The 19445-nt window shown below is 62.4% G+C and carries 18 protein-coding genes and 1 pseudogene; 10 read left to right on the top strand and 9 right to left on the bottom strand.

Annotated features, from left to right (window positions below):
• Positions 1-72: 72 nt before the first annotated feature.
• A complete protein-coding gene (locus AB8A50_RS18880) occupies positions 73-1563 on the bottom strand; it encodes a diguanylate cyclase (protein WP_439078572.1) in 1491 nt (496 codons plus the stop codon).
• Between the two features lie 239 nt (positions 1564-1802).
• Positions 1803-2552 carry an SDR family NAD(P)-dependent oxidoreductase gene (locus tag AB8A50_RS18875; protein WP_439078571.1) on the bottom strand — a complete coding sequence of 250 codons (750 nt, stop codon included), beginning with the start codon at positions 2550-2552 and terminating at the stop codon, positions 1803-1805.
• 349 nt (positions 2553-2901) lie between these two features.
• Between AB8A50_RS18875 and AB8A50_RS18870 the strand changes: the two genes are divergently transcribed.
• Both AB8A50_RS18870 and AB8A50_RS18865 read left to right on the top strand, forming a co-directional pair.
• Positions 2902-3828, top strand: coding sequence for an AraC family transcriptional regulator (locus tag AB8A50_RS18870; RefSeq protein ID WP_231078897.1), 927 nt, complete (start codon positions 2902-2904; stop codon positions 3826-3828).
• A 238-nt stretch (positions 3829-4066) separates the two neighbouring features.
• Positions 4067-4699: an HAD-IA family hydrolase gene (locus AB8A50_RS18865; protein ID WP_439078570.1), complete on the top strand. Its 633-nt coding sequence runs from the start codon at positions 4067-4069 to the stop codon at positions 4697-4699.
• 238 nt (positions 4700-4937) lie between these two features.
• Here AB8A50_RS18865 and AB8A50_RS18860 read toward each other — a convergent pair whose 3' ends face one another.
• The gene (locus tag AB8A50_RS18860; RefSeq protein WP_439078569.1) at positions 4938-5273 is read right to left on the bottom strand and encodes a PepSY domain-containing protein; all 336 of its coding nucleotides are present in this window, start codon (positions 5271-5273) and stop codon (positions 4938-4940) included.
• A gap of 244 nt (positions 5274-5517) precedes the next feature.
• Positions 5518-5691: a DUF2283 domain-containing protein gene (locus AB8A50_RS18855; protein WP_439079996.1), complete on the bottom strand. Its 174-nt coding sequence runs from the start codon at positions 5689-5691 to the stop codon at positions 5518-5520.
• Positions 5692-5822: 131 nt separating this feature from the next.
• On the opposite strand from AB8A50_RS18855, the gene AB8A50_RS18850 reads away from it, so the two are divergent.
• From AB8A50_RS18850 to AB8A50_RS18840, 3 genes are all read left to right on the top strand, one after another.
• Positions 5823-6266: an SRPBCC family protein gene (locus tag AB8A50_RS18850; protein ID WP_439078568.1), complete on the top strand. Its 444-nt coding sequence runs from the start codon at positions 5823-5825 to the stop codon at positions 6264-6266.
• Positions 6267-6326: 60 nt separating this feature from the next.
• Entirely contained in the window at positions 6327-6980 is a 654-nt protein-coding gene (locus AB8A50_RS18845) for a dihydrofolate reductase family protein (protein WP_439078567.1), read from the top strand.
• Positions 6981-7312: 332 nt separating this feature from the next.
• Positions 7313-7579, top strand: coding sequence for a hypothetical protein (locus AB8A50_RS18840; protein WP_231081272.1), 267 nt, complete (start codon positions 7313-7315; stop codon positions 7577-7579).
• 552 nt (positions 7580-8131) lie between these two features.
• On the opposite strand, the gene AB8A50_RS18835 is transcribed toward AB8A50_RS18840, so the two are convergent.
• The 3 genes from AB8A50_RS18835 to rpmB all read right to left on the bottom strand — a co-directional run bounded on the left by AB8A50_RS18835 (position 8132) and on the right by rpmB (position 10076).
• Positions 8132-8950 carry a hypothetical protein gene (locus AB8A50_RS18835; protein ID WP_439078566.1) on the bottom strand — a complete coding sequence of 273 codons (819 nt, stop codon included), beginning with the start codon at positions 8948-8950 and terminating at the stop codon, positions 8132-8134.
• Positions 8911-9549 (bottom strand): protein kinase domain-containing protein, encoded by a 639-nt coding sequence (locus AB8A50_RS18830; RefSeq protein ID WP_439078565.1) that lies wholly within the window; start codon positions 9547-9549, stop codon positions 8911-8913. Before AB8A50_RS18830 ends, AB8A50_RS18835 begins: the two co-directional genes overlap by 40 nt.
• A 224-nt stretch (positions 9550-9773) precedes the next feature.
• The gene (gene rpmB / locus AB8A50_RS18825; RefSeq protein ID WP_089267758.1) at positions 9774-10076 is read right to left on the bottom strand and encodes a 50S ribosomal protein L28; all 303 of its coding nucleotides are present in this window, start codon (positions 10074-10076) and stop codon (positions 9774-9776) included.
• A 372-nt stretch (positions 10077-10448) separates the two neighbouring features.
• Here rpmB and AB8A50_RS18820 point away from each other — a divergent pair, with 372 nt between their 5' ends.
• The 5 genes from AB8A50_RS18820 to AB8A50_RS18800 all read left to right on the top strand — a co-directional run bounded on the left by AB8A50_RS18820 (position 10449) and on the right by AB8A50_RS18800 (position 17435).
• Entirely contained in the window at positions 10449-11420 is a 972-nt protein-coding gene (locus AB8A50_RS18820; protein ID WP_439078564.1) for a DUF3108 domain-containing protein, read from the top strand.
• A 419-nt stretch (positions 11421-11839) separates the two neighbouring features.
• The gene (locus AB8A50_RS18815) at positions 11840-15304 is read left to right on the top strand and encodes a helicase-related protein (protein WP_439078563.1); all 3465 of its coding nucleotides are present in this window, start codon (positions 11840-11842) and stop codon (positions 15302-15304) included.
• 48 nt (positions 15305-15352) lie between these two features.
• A complete protein-coding gene (locus AB8A50_RS18810; RefSeq protein ID WP_089267756.1) occupies positions 15353-15622 on the top strand; it encodes an RNA-binding S4 domain-containing protein in 270 nt (89 codons plus the stop codon).
• A 151-nt stretch (positions 15623-15773) separates the two neighbouring features.
• A complete protein-coding gene (fdxA, locus tag AB8A50_RS18805; protein WP_068730400.1) occupies positions 15774-16112 on the top strand; it encodes a ferredoxin FdxA in 339 nt (112 codons plus the stop codon).
• 258 nt (positions 16113-16370) lie between these two features.
• Positions 16371-17435, top strand: a complete 1065-nt coding sequence (locus tag AB8A50_RS18800) for a CarD family transcriptional regulator (RefSeq protein ID WP_414717033.1) — start codon at positions 16371-16373, stop codon at positions 17433-17435.
• An 84-nt stretch (positions 17436-17519) separates the two neighbouring features.
• On the opposite strand, the gene AB8A50_RS18795 is transcribed toward AB8A50_RS18800, so the two are convergent.
• Positions 17520-18983: a M48 family metalloprotease gene (locus AB8A50_RS18795; RefSeq protein ID WP_374725594.1), complete on the bottom strand. Its 1464-nt coding sequence runs from the start codon at positions 18981-18983 to the stop codon at positions 17520-17522.
• Positions 18984-19084: 101 nt separating this feature from the next.
• A pseudogene (locus tag AB8A50_RS18790) lies at positions 19085-19357 on the bottom strand (thermonuclease family protein); the annotation flags it as partial.
• Between the last annotated feature and the right edge of the window lie 88 nt (positions 19358-19445).

Here is a 19445-nt window from a genome sequence, read left to right as displayed (position 1 = left end):
GGCAAGGGTGGAAGACGCGTTAGGAAGTCAGGTGAACCGCGGGTTAATTACAACCGTACAAATGGTATCTGCTTACGCCGCAAGGCTTTTCTGCTGCGGTGCGACCGGCCATGTCTGGTTGCGACCGTGCGCTTTTGCGGCATAGAGCGCACTGTCGGCATTGCTGATCAGGTCGTTCGACGTGGTCAGCGGTGACGGCACGAGACACGCTGCACCGACGCTGATCGTCGTCGTGGTCATGCCGTCGCGCTCGAGATGGCCGACTTCGACGCGGATCCGTTCGCCGAGTTCGATGGCGTCGGCGAGGGAGAGGCCCGGCAGGATCAGCGCGAATTCCTCGCCGCCATAGCGCGCGGCGCAATCGCTGGCGCGTTTGGCATGCCGGGCGATGCTCCAGGCGATCCCGCACAGAACGAGGTCGCCGGCCTGATGGCCGAAATTGTCGTTGAACACCTTGAAGTGGTCGGCGTCGATCATCAGCAGCGAGATTGGTGCGCGGGCGCGCTGGGCGCGCTGCCATTCCTTATCCATGACCACGTCGAAATGACGTCGGTTGGCGAGACCGGTGAGGCCGTCGGTCATGGCGAGGCGCGCCATCCTGTCTTCCATCTCGCCGCGCTTGCCCATCTCGCGCGCCAGGATCAGCATCAGCGCGCAGGCGATCAGGCCGAGCGCGGCCATGGCGCCGCCGATCTGCAGCGCTTCCTTGCGCCATTGGCCGAAGATCACGTCGGTGGACCGCCCCACCATCACGATCAGCGGGTGCGCGCCTTCACGCCAGACGAACAGCCGCTCGATATCGTCATTGGACGCGCGCCCCACATAAGAGCCGGAGAAATAGGCCAGGGCCTTCTGCACGCCGCGCATTTTGCTGACGTCGCGGCCGATCACGTCCATGTCGAACGGCGCACGCATGACGATAACGCCATCCTGCCGCAGAACAGTGATGACGTCGGCGGGTTCGAGCTGCAGGCGATCGACCATCTCGTGGAAATACGTGTAGCGGATGAAGCCGGCGACGATGCCCAGAAAAGTTCCGTCGCGCGCCGCGATGCGGCGGCTCAGCACGATGCCGTAACTGCCCTGATGCAGCATCGGCTTGGAGATATAGAGGCCGAACAGCGGATCGCGCTTGTGGACCTTGAAGAATTCCTCATCGGCGAAATTCTGCGGCTTCGGATCCAGCGTCGACGAATCCAGCGTCACGTTGCCGGCGACGTCCGTGACCTGGATGGCGCCGAAGTGGCGCGCGGTGGCGGCATGGTCGAACAGGATCAACTGCCGCATCGGCCGCGAGATCTCGACCAGTTCCGGCTCGGTCATGTTGCCGACCACATTGCGCAGCGAGAGGTCGTAGAGTTCCACATTGCGGGCGACATCGGCATCGATGCTGGAGGCGAGGTTGCCGAGCGTCTGGTGCGCCAGCTTCTCGTCGCCGCGCCGCATGCTCATCAGCACGCTGCCGCAGATGACTGTGAATCCGACAACGACGATCGCCGCAGCGGCCAGCAGCCAGCGCGGGGAGATCCGGCGGGTCGTCTCGGATGTATTACGGGCCAGCATTGGCTTTCGTCGATCAAAAAGGACTGCGTTACAATCACCGACGCATAGCATCAGAACCGGTAATTCTTTGACAGCTACGCGGTGATCAACAGTTTCGTTTCGCCGTTTTGTGACGGGCGGTTAATAGGATGTGAAAGAAATCGAGACGCTTTGGTCGGCGAGTGCGCAAAAAGAAATATGGGCGTGCCGCGCAGGCACGCCCATAACGTCGGTAGAAACCTGGAAAGCGGGTTCCCGCGTCACCGCATGGCGCCGGCCACCATGATGTCGCGGCCGGAACGATACGCGTTGTCGTCGCAGGTCAGCGCCACCGCGATGTCGGCGATGCCTTCGGTTGTATGGTTGCGCGCAGCGGGCAAGGCGATGAACTGCCGGTTCCGCACGCTGCCGTCGAGAACGTCGATGGCGGCGGGTTCCTCCGGGCCGAGCATCCCGGGCGCGATGGTGCTGACGCGGACATTGCGCGTGCCATAGGCGCGGGACAATCCGCGCGTCATGGCATCGATGGCGGCGTCGGCGCCGGGGTCCGGCAGTGATGCGGGCGCTGTCGGAATCCCATCGAGCGCGGTGAGATTGACGATACTTCCGCCGGCGACGCCGAACATCCGCACCGCCTCCTGGCATAGCAGCATGGCGCCGAACACTTTCAGCTCGCGCTGCCGGTGCAACTCGTCCTCGGACACCACGTCCTCTATTTCGCTGCGCGCGAAGGCGCCGTTGTTGACGAGAATATCGAGCCGGCCGAAGGTCGCCGCGATTTCCTCATAGAGCCGCCGCACGTCCGGCCAGCGCGCGATGTCGCCCTGGACGGCGATGGCCCGGCCGCCGCGCCACACGATTTCGGCGACGACGCGCGCCGCGCCGCGGGGATCGTCCGCGTGATGCACGATCACTGCCGCGCCTTCTGCGCCGAAGCGCCGTGCAATGCCCGCGCCGATGCCGTCCGCGGCGCCGGTCACGAGCGCAACTTTTCCTGCCAGTCTTGTCATGGCATGTCCTTGGATCTGGATGATGTCTGTCTTGATCGTCAGTCGTGTGCGTAGATTTTGAGGCGGAATCGATCCGGGCGTGATCGCGCCCCGACAACAGTCTGGACGCGCAAGGCGGGGAGTTCGACCCGATACCCGTATGGCCTGGCAGATCCGAGGCCCGCGGGCGGCTCGCCGATCTGCTCTGTGGCTGATCCTGTTATCGCAAATGCAGCCGCGTCGGTGTTAGCGCGATCCTGCATCTGTTTTGCACGATCCTGCAAAAGTGATCCCGCAGCCATTTCCCCGCCACGGCACTGCACCTAGATACACCTCGGCATAAAAGGCCTGCCGCTTGAGGGGTTTGCGTGTGACCGAGACGATTCGTGAGATTGCCGATATCATTGCCCGTTACGCCGCCAATGGCAGCGACCATCCGACCGGCCTCGCCAGCCTCTATCTGAAGCGGCAGACCGAGCCGACGCAGCTCGTGCATACCGCGCAGTGGCCGTGTTTCGGCCTCGTGGCGCAGGGCGCCAAGCGGCTGCAACTGGGCACCGAGACCTACACCTATGCCGCCGGCGATTATGTGCTGGTGTCGCTCGATCTGCCTATGTCGTCCTGCATCGTCGAGGCCTCGGAAGCGCAGCCGCATCTGGGCATGGGCTTTGCGATCGATCCGCAATTGTTGAAGGAGGTGCTCGGCCGGTTCGGCAACGGCCATGCCGATGCGCCCGCGCATCCGCAGCTCCCCGAGCGCGGCGTCGTCGTCGCCAAGGCCTCCGCCGATCTGCTCGACGCCACGCTGCGGCTGCTCCGCCTGCTCGACCGGCCGCAGGACATTCCGGTGATGGCGCCGCTGCTCGAACAGGAGGTGCTGTATCGCCTGCTGGTCGGCCCTTATGGCGCGCGTCTGCGGCAGATCGCGCTGGCGGAAAGCCCGAGCAACAAGGTCGCCAAGGCCATCTCCTGGCTGCGCAGCAACTATGCCAGCCCGCTCCGCATCGAGGATCTCGCCGACCGCGTCGGCATGAGCGAGTCTTCGCTGCATCACAATTTCAAGACCGTCACCGCGATGACGCCGATGCAGTATCAGAAGCAACTTCGTTTGCACGAGGCGCGCCGCCTGATGCTGGTGGAGCGGCTCGATGTCGGCAGCGCCGGCTATGCGGTGGGCTATCAGAGCCCGTCGCAATTCTCGCGCGAATATGCCCGGCTCTACGGCCAGCCCCCGATCCGCGATGTCGGCAGTGCGCGCGGCCCGGTACTTGGAGGCGAGGCCCGCGTCGCGGGGTGAGTGACGTTGTCACGCTGACTTTTTACCGGCCCCGGCAATCTTGCTTCACCGTCGTCCATCTGGACTCTCAGCGACGCACCGACCCCTCCACGTCATTGCCGGGCTTGACCCGGCAATCCATCTTTGCCCCGGCGTGTGAAGCCAAAGATGGATACGCGGGTCAAGCCCGCGTATGACGTCGGAGTGTGAGGCGGCGTGGTCGATTCATAAAAGCGGCCGGGTAACAAAAGGGAAACACATGATCTCTGCGGTGATCTTTGATTTCGGCGGGGTGATCACCTCCTCGCCCTTCGAGGCCTTTGCGCATTACGAGCAGAGCCATGGCCTGCCGAAGGACATCATCCGCCGCACCAATGCGGACAACCATTTCGAGAATGCCTGGGCCAAATTCGAGCGCGCCGAAATCGATCTCGCGACCTTCGACGCGCTGTTCGCCGCCGAGTCCAAGGCCCTCGGCGCCGAAGTGCCGGGCCGCGATGTGGTCAAGCTCCTGAAGGGCGAGATCCGCCCGGAAATGGTCGAGGCGCTGCGCCGCGTCAAGGCGGCGTTCAAGACCGGCTGCATCACCAACAACCTGCCGGCCAATGCCATGGGCTCCACCGACGGCCGCGCGCTCTATGTGGCCGAGGTGATGGTGCTGTTCGATCACGTCATCGAATCCGCCAAGATCGGCCTGCGCAAGCCCGATCCGCGCATCTACACGATGATGACCGACAAACTGGGCGTCGATCCGAAACACTGCGTCTATCTCGACGACCTCGGCGTCAACCTCAAGCCCGCGCGCGAACTCGGCATGACCACGATCAAGGTGACATCCGCCGTGCAGGCGCTGGCCGAACTGGAAGCCGCGACGGGATTGAAATTGAGGTAGGCGCTGACGCTACTCCAGTGTCACGACGCACCGTCGGTCATGCCCCCTCTCCCCTTGCGGGAGAGGGTCGGGGAGAGGGGTAGCCACAAACTCCGTCGCCCGCGGCCCCCTCTCCCGGCGCTACGCGCCACCCTCTCCCGCAAGGGGAGAGGGGAACCATTCGCGTCGGCGTCTCAAAAGCACACACAAAAAACAAACGGCGCGCTCATCGCGCGCCGCTTGCTCACTTCCCACCCGATCAGATAATCGACCGATCCACATGGCGCACTTCGCCGGTGCGCGCATCGATGTCGACCTGAATCCATTTGCCGTATTGATCGCGGCCCTCGATCTCCCATTCGTTGTCGTCGAAATGGGTGTTCTGCACCGTCACCACGCCGATCCCCGACGCGATCGCCAGCGCATCCTGCAGCGTCAGCGGGCCGGATGGCAGCGGCACCATGGCCGCGCGCGGCGCGGGCTGGCGCATATAGACATCGGCGGCGAAGGCCGGCGCCGCGACGCCAATCGCGCCCGCCAGTGCCAGCGGAAGCAAGGCCTTCGAAAATACGGCCTTCTTCAAAATCTGTTGCATCGAAATCTCCTCATCTGTCCCACACGCCGCATGCGGCGCAACCGGGTTAAGAACGGTGCACGCTGCACTGCGTTCCCGGAGGAAATGAGGCGATTTGGTGCGGGAAAAGCGGTGATGCGCTATACTGGCAGCAGCACATCAGCACTCTCACGAATGAGATTTTTGGTCGAGGTCAGTGATGACAAAGAAAGCTGGCAAAGCGTTGGTGAAAAACCGCAACGTCCGCGGGTGAGGGGCCTTGCGCTTACTCTGCTGCACTCACAGCTGGCAGCGCGAACGTCTCGATTCGCGTGAGGTCGAGCTTGCCGGATGCCTGATCGATAGCGAAGCCCACCACATCGCCGTTGGCATCGAGATCGACCACCAGCCCTGCGACGATTTCCCGGCTCCCGGCTCCCGGCGCATCCTTCAGCGCGATATAGAGACTGTCAGGATTTTTATTCCGCTGAGATGTCGGAGCCTGGCGGGCCCGTTCGTCATGGATGTATCGGGCGGCGGAAGCTGCCCGCCGGACGACAACCGAAGTAACCGAGCCACAGGAAGAAGCCCATGCCCAGCACGATCCGTCTGCATCGCGTTATTGCCACCAAGCCCGAGAAGCTTTACCGCGCGTTCCTCGAACCTGACGCGATTGCGAGCTGGCTTCCGCCCTTCGGGTTCACATGCACCGTCCATGAGCTGGATGCGAAGGTCGGTGGCCATCACAGGATGTCATTCCGGAACTTCACCACGGGCGGCAGTCACGCCTTTGGCGGGACCTATCTGGAGCTCGTTCCCGGTGAGCGTCTCGTCTACACCGACCGCTTCGATGATCCCAACCTGCCGGGCGAGATGAAGGTCACGGTGACGTTGAAGGCCGTGTCTGTCGGCACGGAGGTGAACATCGAGCAGCAGGGCGTGCCCGACGTGATCCCGGCCGAGGCCTGCTATCTCGGCTGGCAGGAGTCCCTGCGCAAGCTCACGAAACTCGTCGAGCCCGAGATCAATCAGTAGCGCCGTCGCTTCCGGAACGGCTTGGGGAAATTCAATCAACAGCAGGAAGGAGCGCCAGCCATGGCACTCGCCCGTGTCCAACATGTCTCCGTCTCGCTCGACGGTTTCGCCACCGGCGAAGGCCAGAGCCTCGACGCGCCGTTCGGCCATGCCGGCGAGCGGCTGCATGAATGGATGTTCGCGACCCGGTGGGGCCGCCAGATGCTCGGCCAGCCCGGCGGCACGGCGGGCATCGACGACGCGTTCCTGCGGCTGTTCGCGCCCGGGATCGGCGCCGAGATCATGGGCGCCAGGAAGTTCGGTCCTCCCACATGGCATGAGGATCCGGACTGGAAAGGCTGGTGGGGTCCCAACCCGCCGTTCCATACGCCGGTCTTCGTCCTCACCCATCATCCGCGCGCATCGATTGAAATGGAGGGCGGCACGGTGTTCCACTTCATCGACGCTTCGCCTGCCGAGGCCCTTGAGACGGCCCGCGAGGCTGCGGGCGGCAAGGACGTGCGCATCGGCGGCGGTCCCACCACGATCCGCGACTTCCTTGCCGCCGGGCTCGTCGATCACATGCACATCGTGGTGGTTCCGATCCTGCTCGGCCGCGGCGTACGCCTGTGGGATGGCGTGGAGGGTCTCGAGAAGGACTACGAGATCGAGACGACATCCTCTCCCGGCGGGGTCGCACACATGACATTCGCGCGAAAGCACCAACCGCGATGAGAAACTGCGCCAGAAACCGATCCCAAAATGCCATGTCGTCGAACTGCCGAAGGCGTTCGGTAACGGCGCGATCCACGACATGAGGAACCGATGGTCCGTTTGGCGTAGGGGGAGTGCCGAGACCACCAGATCGATGATGACCGTTTTGTTGCAGTCTGTGATCGGAATATTCGGAAAGCACCTCAGGTCGCGCCGGGGCAGGTCCGGGAGGCCGGGGCTGGCTGGCGCGATGTGCGGAAACTGCAATGTTGCAATGCGGTATTGAACTGTGCAGTGCAGCAAAAGAAGTCTAGGCTCCCTCGTTCAATCCTACGAGGAGATTAACAGTGAAGATGACCTTATCGATCGCCGTCGCGGCCGTGATCTCGATTGCGGGTGGCTGCGCCGGCTTCGCTGCGGAGTTGCCGACCTATGGATCGGCGGGTTTGCCGATATCGGCGGTGCAGGTTCGCGTGCTGGGAGCTGCGAACGTCCAGGAACAGTCGGCGGCGCCAACCTCCACGGCGTCTCTGCATCAGCTGAGAGTCCTGGCACCGCGGACGGAAATGACGACCGCGACGGCACCAACCCGGACCGAAACCGCTCGCTCACTTCGTTGACCGGCACCTCGTACCGATATCGCCGTGTCTTTCATTTTCGAAAGGGCGTCGCGTGCACATCAAGGCGGTGCCGCACCTCTCCCCGCCGGGGAGAGGTCGCCGCGTCTTCGCGGCGGTGAGGGGGCTCAGGGCAGACGGGCGATCCATCTGCTCAATGTTACCAATCCCGTGATCTCTCTATCAGACGAGAGGTTCGCGATGACCTCGACAGCTAAAAAACCCGACTAACAAAGGGCGCGAAAAAGCGGGCGACGACGGCCGGCAAAAGGCCGGGACAGCACGCGTGACAAAGGGCAACACCCGCCTGACCCTGGCTGCTGGAAACGGCGCGTCACATGCACGCCGGCGGTGTTGAGGCGATTCTTTGATTGCGATAAGAGCCGTGAGTTGCCAGCCCGCGTGCGGCGCCCCGGGTTAAGAACGACGTACGCTGCGCTGCGTTCCCGGGGAAAATGAGGTGATGTTGTGGGGAAGAGGTGCGACTTGCGGGCTAGTTGCTCTCCCGGGACTACGCAGGTCAAAGAGGAGGTAGTGAAAAACCGTCCATAGACGTTATCGTTTCTTCTTTGAGTTCTGCGAGCCTTCCGAGGGTAGATCGGTCAGCAAATCACGCGGTGATTCTTCGGCAGCGATCTTACGCTTCAGCTCGATTTCATTTGATACATACTTCTCAAGGCTATCTATTCGTTTAGTTAATTCGTCCATAGATCTGGCCAAATACCCGATTTGAGTTGGAGCGGCAGTTGCTGCGATTGTTCTAGTCCTCTGATTTTCCGTCGTCAGACTTGATTGATCATCACGTTTATATGTAGCGCTGCTATCAACTCGTGAAGCTTCAGTGCGACCTATAGCAAAGGGGCATGTTACCCCAAGGGTTATTTCTATGCTGAGCGACCGCGCAGCCATTCCGCGCAGAGGGAGTTTCGATAAAGTTACTCCGTTTAGCCAACGTATTATTTCGTCGTAGGAGATGTCGCATTGTGGTTTTTCCTCAAGGTCGCTTTCGGAAAGTAGTGCCTTGGCAATCAGCCTACCCAAGCCCGAATAGTCGCTCAGAACACGAGCGGGCGACCAGCAACCTGCAAAGGCACCCAGCCACAACGGTGCCATAGGAAATCGACTTGCATACTTTCGGAAAAGGTTTGGAAGGACGGCGAGGCCGGGGTCAACCAAACTTGCAGCAAAGCCCAGTAACGCGTCACCAGACGCGCTTCTTGGCTCTCGCGAGAGACCTTGAGCAAGTTGATCGAGCGCCTTCACCCTATCTAGTTGCGGGCCACGCGCGCAATCCGCAATCGCGTCGATTCTGAAATGCTCAAGCGCAATCGATACTATTTCATTGATGCTTTCAGCACTCGTGCTATTTGCCACCAAAATTCGATCGAATAGAACGATAAACGGTGATAGCGCGCAACGAAGCGTCGCTGCTCTTCCTGATCTGTACCATTCCCTTCGGTGTGAGCGATCTGCCGTAGCACGCCCAAGTCCAAAAGCTTCAGATGCTGGTAAGCAGGGTCGACAACAATGTTAGCTGGCTTGATGTCGCGGTGGACGAGCCCTCTTGTATGAAGGAATTGAACGCCCTCAACTAACTGTCGCAGCAAATCCTCAACATTGGAATCGGGGATGTCTGGTGCGCATTTTTCAAGGTTTGGCCAAGGGCACATTTCCATTATTAGAAACCATGTGCCGTGCTCGGGGATTTTTCCAACCTCAAAAATATCGATCAGGTAGGGATTTCCATGCCCGCGAAGTTCCTCTTGAAGTCGCACTCGCTTCTCTTCAATGAGCGCGTTGTCTCCTTGAAAGAAAGCAGGATCATATATTTTAAGTGCAACTACGCCGTGCTCTGGGTGCAGTAAGTGAAAAACAGCACCAGAATTTCCGGCGTCAATGAACCTTACATCACGCCAACCCGGCATAGTGCTTTGCAAGTGAGCCGCAATTTGCTTGGTCAGGGCTAAGTCCATGCATCATCTTTAGACGGCAACCCTTGGTAGTGCTAGTCCGCTCCGTCAATAACCCATGCCAAATTTCAACGGTGAAGCGGTCTTGTGGAAATCGCCCAGATTTTGCGATGCGCCTAGCCGAGAGGGCCCGGCCGGTCCGTATTTGGCAAACGCAAAAACGGCCGGATCTTGCGATCCGGCCGTTTTCAAATTTCAGTCCGCTCAGTGTGAGCGGCGGGTCAGGCTCAGGCCGCGACTGCTGCGGTCTCGGCCTTCTTCTTTTCGATGGCGCGCTTGAGCAGCACGGCCTTCTGGGACAGCTCGCTCTCGCGGGCCTTGATCAGATAGGCATCGAAGCCACCGCGGTGGTCGACCGACTTCACGGCATTGGCCGACACGCGCAGGCGCACGCCGCGGCCGAGCACGTCGGACAGGAAGGTCACATTGACCAGGTTCGGCAGAAACCGGCGCTTGGTCTTGATGTTCGAGTGGCTCACCTTGTGGCCCACCTGGGGGCCCTTCAGTGTCAGTTCACAGCGCCGAGACATGGCGAAAATCCTCTGTCATCCCCGCAGCTAAAAGGCGAAGAGCCCAAAGCCGGGCAGGGGGTCAAAAATCACGTCCATTTCAGGAGTGGCGGACGTATAGGGGGCTTGGCCGCGATCGTCAAGATATCCGGCCCGCGAAAGTCGCGGCAAAACCGGCAAAACTCCCCGCATTCGGGTTCTGTATAGCCCGGCCTACGAGCGGAAACCACATGGAATCTGGCGCGGTTCCCATCATATAAACGACGTATTCGGGCCGGAAACAGGTCGCTCCAGCCCAATTGAGCGATGCGGCCCTGCGCCTTTGGCCGGGGATCGCCGACCAGGTGATATCAGCAAGTGAGCCTTCGCACGCCCCGCTTTGTGACCCGACCGGTGACCACCCCGCGGACCGCCGCGCCCGCAAGAGTGCGGTTTGCGGGCCTTGGCGCGCGTTTCGCCGTCGCCGCGGGCCTGATGCTGCCGGTTTTGCCGGTGGACGCCTCGGCGCAGGTGCAAGGCCAGATCCAAAGCCAGACGCAAGGCCAAACTCAAGGCCAGGCCCCGGCCGCCGTGCCGGTTCAGGCCCCTGCGCAGGCGGTGTTGGCGGGCGGCAAGCTTGAGGCCAAATATGAAGCCAGCCTCGCCGGCATTGCGGTGGGCAAGGGCCAGTGGGCCATCGACATCAATGAAGACCAGTATTCCGCGACGGCCAGTGGCGGCACCGCCGGTCTGCTGAAAGCCTTTGCCGGCGGCTCGGGCTCCGGCCAGTCCACCGGCCGCGTGGTCGCGGGCGCGCTGGTGCCGTCGAATTATCAGGCCGTCACCACCTCCGCGAAGAAGTCCGAGACGATCAAGATGCTGATCACGCCGGGCTATGTGAAGGAGTTCTCCATCGATCCGGAGCCGCCGCTCGATCCCGAGAAGATTCCGATCACCGATGCGCATCGCCGCAACGTGATCGATCCGATGACCGGCTCGCTGATGCGCGTTGGCGGCACCGGCGAGTTGCTGACGCCGGATTCGTGCCGCACCGGCGCGTCGATCTTCGACGGCCGCATGCGCTACGATCTCAAGCTCGACTACAAGCGCATGGAAAGCGTGAAGGCCGAGAAGGGCTATCGCGGGCCTGCCATCGTCTGCGCCGTCTATTTCACGCCGATCGCCGGCTATGTGCCCGACCGCGCCGCCATCAAATATCTTGCCGCCCAGCGCAATATCGAAGTGACCCTGGTGCCGATCGCCGGAACCCGCGTGCTGGTGCCGTATCGCATGGTGGTGCCGACCCCGCTCGGCGTCGCCATGCTGGAAGCCACCGAATTCGTCACCACCCCCGCGCCGGCCAAGGCCGTGGCCAAGACGAACTGAGTCGACCCCGCCAGCTCATGGTTCGAGACGCGCGAAGCCGCGCTCCTCACCATGAGGGACCGAGACGGGACGCTGCCGCAATGATGCCGCAAGACAAAGTGCGCCATCGCAGCATCGTCGCAAACGCGCCGCAGGATTTGCGCAGGATCCCGGCTTGACTCAAAGCCGGTTCGGAGTCCGTGCGCTGTTCATAACTTCGGGGATTTGTCGGCCCTTGTTGCGCTGTCACAAACTTGATCTAGTCAGTCTCGGAGAATGTCAGCGCGAGATGTTGGGGTGATGCGGCCATGGAGGTGCCGAGTCACCGATTCGGGCCGCTTTCGTTCCGGACTCGTTCCAAACCATCAAAAAGCGCGGCTCTGAAGCGTCGTAACCTGTCTCGGTCTTGACAGTCGGCGACGCGGAAATATCTGAAAAACATGGCCTTTTTGTCTTCTCCGCCCACGCTGTCCAACGGCAGGGCCCCCGGCGCCGGCGTCACCGCAGTGCTCGGCCCCACCAATACCGGCAAGACCCATCTCGCCATCGAGCGCATGCTCGCGCATTCGTCGGGCATCATCGGCCTGCCGCTGCGCCTCCTGGCGCGCGAGGTCTATAATAAAATTTTGGACCGCGTCGGCCCCGAAGCCGTGGCGCTGATCACCGGCGAGGAGAAGATCAAGCCGGCCAAGCCGCGCTACTGGGTGTCCACCGTCGAGGCCATGCCGCGGGATCTCGACGTGTCGTTTCTGGCCGTCGATGAAATCCAGATCGCGGCAGATCTGGAGCGCGGTCACGTCTTCACCGATCGCATCCTGCATCGCCGCGGCCGCGACGAAACGCTGCTTTTGGGCGCCGCCACCATGCGCCCGATCATCGAGCGTTTGCTGCCCGGCGCCAGCATCGTGACGCGGCCGCGGCTGTCGCATCTGGAATTTGCCGGCGATCGCAAGATCACGCGGCAGCCGCGCAGGACAGCGATTGTCGCGTTTTCCGCCGATGAAGTTTACGCCATCGCCGAACTGATCAAGCGCCAGCACGGCGGCGCTGCGGTGGTGCTGGGCTCGCTGTCGCCGCGCACCCGCAACGCGCAGGTGGCGATGTTCCAGAACGGTGACGTTGACTACTTAGTGGCAACCGACGCGGTCGGAATGGGCCTCAATCTCGACGTCGACCACGTCGCCTTTGCCAGCGATCGCAAATATGACGGCTATCAATTCCGCCGCCTTACGCCGTCGGAATTCGCGCAGATCGCCGGCCGGGCGGGCCGCGCCACACGCAACGGTACCTTTGGCACCACAGGTCGCTGCGAGCCGTTCGAGCCCGAACTCGTCAATCAGTTGCAGAACCACATCTTCGAGCCGGTGAAGGTGCTGCAGTGGCGCAATTCGAAGCTGGATTTCTCATCGATCGCGTCGCTGCAGGTGTCGCTGGCGGAGGTGCCGCGCCACGAGGCGCTGACCCGTGCGCCGATCGCCGAGGACCTGCGCGTGCTCGATCATGCCGTCCGTGACGTCGACGTGCGCGAAATGGCGCAGGGCAAGGCCGCCGTCGAGAAACTGTGGGACGCCTGCCAGATTCCAGATTACCGCCGCATCGCGCCCGCTGCACACGCAGAGCTGGTAGTCACAATCTTCAATTTCCTGATGCAGCGTGGGCGCATCCCGGATGCCTGGTTTGGCGCTCAAATCGCGCAAGCTGACCGAACCGATGGCGATATCGACACATTATCGGGCCGAATCGCGCAAATCCGGACCTGGACATTCGTGGCAAATCGCCCCGATTGGCTCTCAGATCCTGATCATTGGCAGGGAATTTCGCGCGAATTGGAAAATAAACTGTCAGATGCCCTTCATGAGAGGCTCACTGAGCGTTTCGTTGATCGTCGTACCAGTGTATTGATGCGCCGCTTGCGGGAAAACACGATGCTGAATACTGAAATTGGTAAGACGGGCGAAGTGATCGTAGAGGGCCATGTAATTGGCCGTCTCGACGGATTTACATTTTTGCCCGATGCGGCCGAGGCTGGCTCGGATGCGAAGGCCTTGCAGGCCACGGCGCTGAAGGCGCTGGCCGGCGAGATCGACGCGCGCGCTGAGAAACTCGGCAACGCGCCGGACGATCAGTTCGTGCTCGCCTCCGACGGCACCATGCGCTGGACCGGCGATGCTGTAGCCCGTCTGGTCGCAGCCGACGATGTGCTGCATCCCCGTCTCCGCATCATCGCTGATGAGCGCCTCTCCGGCGCGCCGCGCGATGCGGTGCAGGCCCGCCTCGATCTCTGGCTGAAGACGCATATCGAGAAGCTGCTCGGGCCGCTGTTCGACCTGACCAAGGCCGAAGACATCACCGGTATCGCGCGCGGCATCGCCTTCCAGCTCACCGAAGCGCTGGGCGTGCTGGAGCGGCAGAAGATCGCGACCGAGATGAAGGATCTCGATCAGCCGTCGCGCGCGACCTTGCGCAAATACGGCGTCCGGTTCGGCGCCTATCACATTTATATCCCCGGCCTGCTGAAGCCTGCGGGGCGTTCGCTCGCGGCGCTGCTCTGGGCGCTGAAGCAGGACAATGTCGATATGTCGGCGCTGTCGAGCGCACAGCATCTCGCAGGCTCGGGCCGTACATCCTTCCCTGTCGACAAGCTGCTCGATCGCGATGCCTATCGCGTGCTGGGCTATCGCCAGTGCGGCGAGCGCGCGGTGCGCGTCGATATTCTGGAACGTCTGGCCGATCTGATCCGTCCTGCATTGGCCTGGCGCGAAGCGTCGCCGGGCGAGAAGCCCGCCGGCGCCTTCGATGGCCGCCACTTCGTGGTGACGCAGGCGATGACCTCGCTCACCGGCTCGGCCGGCGAAGATTTCGCCTCGATCCTGCGTGCCCTGGGCTATCGCATGGAGAAGAAGGCGCCGCTGCCGCCGGCACCGCCGAAGCCGGTTGCTGCGACGACGCCGATTGAGGTCAAGGCTGACGACAACACGGGCGATCAGCCCGACGCCCTGGTGGGACTTGCCGAGTCTGACAAGCCCGGTGAGGACAATGTCATTGCGGTCGAGGCTGCCGCTGAGGCGGCCGAGACGGCTGACATCGCGGCTACGGATGTCGCACCTGCCGAGGTTGCGACTGAAGCAGCCCCGGCCGAGGAAGCTGCAGCCGCCCCGTCGGCATCGCTGTTGCCTGAAGTCGCGCTGGTGCCCAGCACCGCGCCTGAGGCTGCGCCCGTTGAAGAGACGGCTTCCGTCGAAGCGCAGCCAGAGCCCGCTGCGGCCGTTGCCGAAACCGGGACTGTTGCCGAGACCGCAGCGGCTGATGCTGCTGCGCCTGCCGAGAGCGACCCCGCTGCGGTTCCTGCCGTCGCTGCCGAGCCCGAACTGGTCGAAGTCTGGCGCCCGGGTGGCCGTTCGGAAGAACGCCGTCCGCCGCGTCACGATCGCAATCGTCATCACCGCCCCAACAACGCCGCGCAGGGCGCTGCGCAGTCGGCTCCCGCCGAAGGCGCCGTGGCCGATGGCGCGCAGCGCGAGCGGCATGACCGCGGAGGTCAGGGTCGCCGCGATCGCAACAATAACAACGAGTTCCGCCGTCCGCGCAGTGATGCACCGGCCGCCGTGGTCTCCGCCGAAGGTGCGCCGAACCGCGACAACCGTGGCAATCGCGGTAACCGCGACAGCAAGCCGGGCGAGGGTGGCCGTCCGCCGCGTGAGCGCGAACGCTTCCAGGGCAAGGGCAAAGGCCCCTTCAAGGGCGGCGACAAGGGCCGTGAGGGCCGTGGCAACGACCGCGGCGGGGCGACCCGTCCATTCGCCACATCGGCCGCACCGCGCGAACGGGACCGTCCGATCGATCCGAACTCCCCCTTCGCGAAACTCGCCGCGCTCAAGGAACAGCTCAGCGGCCGCAAGGATTGATGCAGGTCATGTAAGGCGGCACCGAGCCGCCATTTGGTGGTGTGCTGATTGGAGCGCCAGCGTCTCGATAAATGGCTGTGGCACGCGCGGGTGGTAAAGGCCCGCACCAGTGCCGCTGCGCTGGTGGAAGGCGGCAAGGTTCGCATCAATGGCGAGCGCGAGAAATCGCCGGGCCATGGTGTGAAGATCGGCGACGTGCTCACGGTGGCGCTGGATCGCACCGTGCGGGTGATGAAGGTCGAGGGCTTCTCGGAACGGCGTGGCGATGCCACTGCGGCGCGCGTGCTCTATACCGATTTGCAACACCTTCCGGAGTAACTATCTAGGCTAGATGCCGCGTCCAACGATGGTTTCGTGGCAGGCTTTTTCCTTGGTCGAAATGCCCTGACCTATGCCGGCTGCATCCCTTGCGGCAGCGGGGTTGGTGCGCTACGCAAACACTGAATATCGATCGTTTCCGGAGTTCTGGATGACTTACGTCGTCACCGACAATTGCATCAAATGTAAATACACCGACTGCGTCGAAGTGTGTCCCGTGGACTGCTTCTACGAGGGTGAAAACATGCTGGTCATCCATCCGGACGAATGCATCGATTGCGGTGTCTGCGAGCCCGAATGCCCGGCGGACGCGATCAAGCCTGATACCGAAGGCAATATCGAGAAGTGGCTGCAGATCAATCTGGAACACGCCAAGACGTGGCCGAACATCACCCAGAAAATCGACGAACTGCCCGAAGCCAAGGAATTCGATGGTCAGGAAGGCAAGTACGAGAAGTATTTCTCGGCGGCGCCTGGCAAGGGCGACTGAGTTCTCCGGTCACACGATCAAGCAATTGATTGGGTGACCCCGATACCCCCAGCCACACGAAATTTACCCTAGCCCCGATTATGCCCCGGAAGCGGCCGCCGAGCGACCGCGACAGGGCATAAATCATTGATTTTTGCGGGAAATGTGCTATAATAGGCACAATTCAAGAAGCTGGACCATGTGGTGCCGCTCGATTTGGCCCTGCCGGGTTCCCGTTTAAACATCAAACAGGGGCGTGGCGGTTTCCACGCGCAGGCTGTGTCACAGAAAACGCGTAAAAAGAGTGTTTCCAAGGCTGCTGTTTCGAAGAAGGCTACTGCTTCGAAGGTTTTGGATCCGAAGGCTTCGAAGAAAACAACTGCGGCGAGCCGCGTTGTGAAGGGTCCTGCTGCGAAGAATTCTGTCACCAAAGGCCGTGCCCGGGCTCCTGTCAAGGACACCCGGACCGCCGCGAAGGCTGCGGCTGAAAAGTCCTCCAAAAATAAAAGAAGTGCAATGCCCAACAAGACTGCCAAACCTGCCCCGAAGGCTGCTGCTTCGAAGACCACTGCCGCCAAGCCTGCTGCGCCGAAGACGGCTGCGAAGGCTCCTGTGGCCAAGGCTCCGGTTGCTGCGCCCGCTGTGAAGGCTGCTGCGCCGAAGGAAGCTGCCAAGGTTGCTGCAAAGCCCGTGGCCGCCAAGCCGGCGCCCGCTGCGGCTCCGCGCGTCGAAGAGCCGAAGAAGCCACTGACCCAGCGTCAGGGCTTCAAGACCAACGAATTCGTTGTCTATCCGGCGCATGGTGTTGGCCAGATCCTCGCCATCGAAGAGCAGGAAATTGCAGGCGCCAGGCTTGAACTCTTCGTGATCAATTTCATGAAGGACAAGATGACCCTGCGCGTTCCGACCGCGAAGGTCGCGAATGTCGGCATGCGCAAGCTGTCCGAGCCGGCGCTGGTCAAGCGCGCGCTGGAGACACTGAAGGGCCGTGCCCGCATCAAGCGCACCATGTGGTCGCGCCGCGCACAGGAATACGAAGCGAAGATCAACTCGGGCGATATCGTTGCCATCGCCGAAGTGGTCCGCGATCTGTTCCGCTCCGACTCGCAGCCCGAGCAGTCCTACAGCGAACGTCAGCTGTATGAAGCAGCTCTCGATCGTCTGTCGCGCGAAATCGCTGTGGTTCAGCACGTCACCGAGACCGAAGCGGTCAAGGAGATCGAAGGCCAGCTCGCCAAGAGCCCGCGCCGTGGCGCCAAGGCCGAGGCAGGCGCCGAAGCCGGTGCTGACGAGGCCGACAGCGATGGTGACGATGATGTCGCCGCCGCGGACGAGGCTGCATAAGCAGCGTCTCGCAAGTTGAATACGAAAAGCCCGGCCGAGAGGCCGGGCTTTTTTGTTGTCTATGAGAAAGTACTTGGGTGGATCTCAATCCACCACGACCTTGACGCGGTCGCGGGCTTTCACGCTGGCATTGTTCTCGAGCCCGTTCAATACGCGGAAGCGCTCCAGTGGACGATCGACGCCGCTCATGCGATGCGACAGTGACTCCACGGTGTCTCCGGGCTGCACGGTGATCACCTTGATGCGCAGCGGACGGGCGGCCTGAATCTCGGCCAGGGTCAGGCGGCGGAACGAGTTAACGGTGTCGCGGGCGTTGCGTTCGCTCTCGGTGCTCTTCTGCTTGGCAGCGAAGATGAAGCGGTAGACGTCGCTGCCGAAGCGCAACGCGTAAACGCGGAATTGCCACTGGTCACCGCGCGCGATGGCGGACGCTGCCGGGAAGCCGTTGATGGTCAGCTCTTCCGTGGTGGCTTTGTCGACATTCTCCATCCATCCGGAATTGAGATAGTCGCTCAGCGTCTGTTCGGATGGTACGCGGACCACATCGAAGCGCATGGCCTGATTGCCGCCTTCGCGCACGCCGATCACCGCCTGCGCCGTATTGTCGAGGGTGAACGCCTCTGGCGCCTGGAAGGTGAAGCCGAGCTTGGGATGCAGGAAGCGGCGGCCGCGCACGAAGCCCTCGCTCGGGTCCTCGCCATAGACGATGCCGTCGATGGCCGTGAGATAGGTCTCGCGATCGCGCTCGCCACCGTCCGGCGAAGAATATTGCCGCGCATTGGCCTGCGCATTCTGCACGCGCTCGGGCGTCGCCGGGTGCGACGAGAGGAAGTCCTGCGCGCGGGGATCGAGCGGCGTGCGGCTGGCCTTCAGTGCCGCGTTACGCTCCATCGCCGCGAGGAAGCGCGACGCGCCATAGGGATCGAACTTTGCGCGGGCCGAGATGCCTACGCCGATGCCGTCGGCTTCGAATTCCTGCGCGCGCGAGAAGCTCGCCATTGTCAGTTTGGATTTGGCGAGCGCGAGCGCAGTGAGATCGGGATCGCTGCCCATATCGGTGACGACGCGCGTGACGATCGATGCCTGCCGTGCCTGCTCCTCGCGGATAGACGCATGTTTGGCCAGCACATGCGCCATCTCGTGCGACAGCACCGATGAAATCTCGGATGTATCGCTGGCCAGCGCGATCAGGCCGCGCGTGACATAGAGTTGTCCGGTCGGCAGGGCGAAGGCGTTGACGGCGCCGGAATTGAGGATCGTGACCTTGTAGGCGAGGTCCGGTCGCTCAGAGGCAGCGACCAGCCGATCGACGGTTTTGGTGATCAGTGATTCCAGCCGCGGGTCGTCATAGGCGCCGCCATAGGATGCGAGGATGCGCTCGTGTTCTTTCTCGGCGGCCGGGGTCTGCACCACGGCAGGCTTCGGCGGCTTGGCCGGCACCGTCGGCTTGACCGACGAGGCGGCCTCGAACCGGCTGGCATCGCCGCAGGCCGATAGAGCGAGCGCGGCGCACAGCAGGGCAGGCGCAGCCCAAAGGCGGCGGCTCAAGCTGGTTTGCCGTCCCACACCCGTCACGTCGTCCACTCTCTGCCCAAACAGCCCATTCGCCCAAATCATCTTCGCTCAAGCGATCTTGCTGCCCAAGTGGCCTATTTGTCCCCGACCACTTCGATCTGCCACACCCCGAGCGCCTCGATCCGCGGCCCGCCGCGCCTCTCGATCCATCCCCGAACGCGAATATGTCGTCTTTCCAGGGACTTAAGTATAATTCCTGCCGTCTCGAAGGCGGCTATCATGCGCCTTGAAACGGTCACCGCAAAGTCCTCAGTCCAGCGACGCCCGAAATTGACGTAGGTCACCGTCCCGGCCTGGCGAACCGACAGAACCCGCCCCTCGACCACCCCGAAACGCCCCACAGCCGCAGGCCGATAGAGCGAGCGCGGCGCACAGCAGGGCAGGCGCAGCCCAAAGGCGGCGGCTCAAGCTGGTTTGCCGTCCCACACCCGTCAC

It is taken from the genome of Tardiphaga sp. 841_E9_N1_2 (assembly GCF_051811065.1).
GTDB classification, from domain to species: Bacteria; Pseudomonadota; Alphaproteobacteria; order Rhizobiales; family Xanthobacteraceae; genus Tardiphaga; species Tardiphaga robiniae.
Note: the sequence above shows the minus strand (reverse complement) of the source record. Positions and strands in the feature narration are given on the sequence as shown.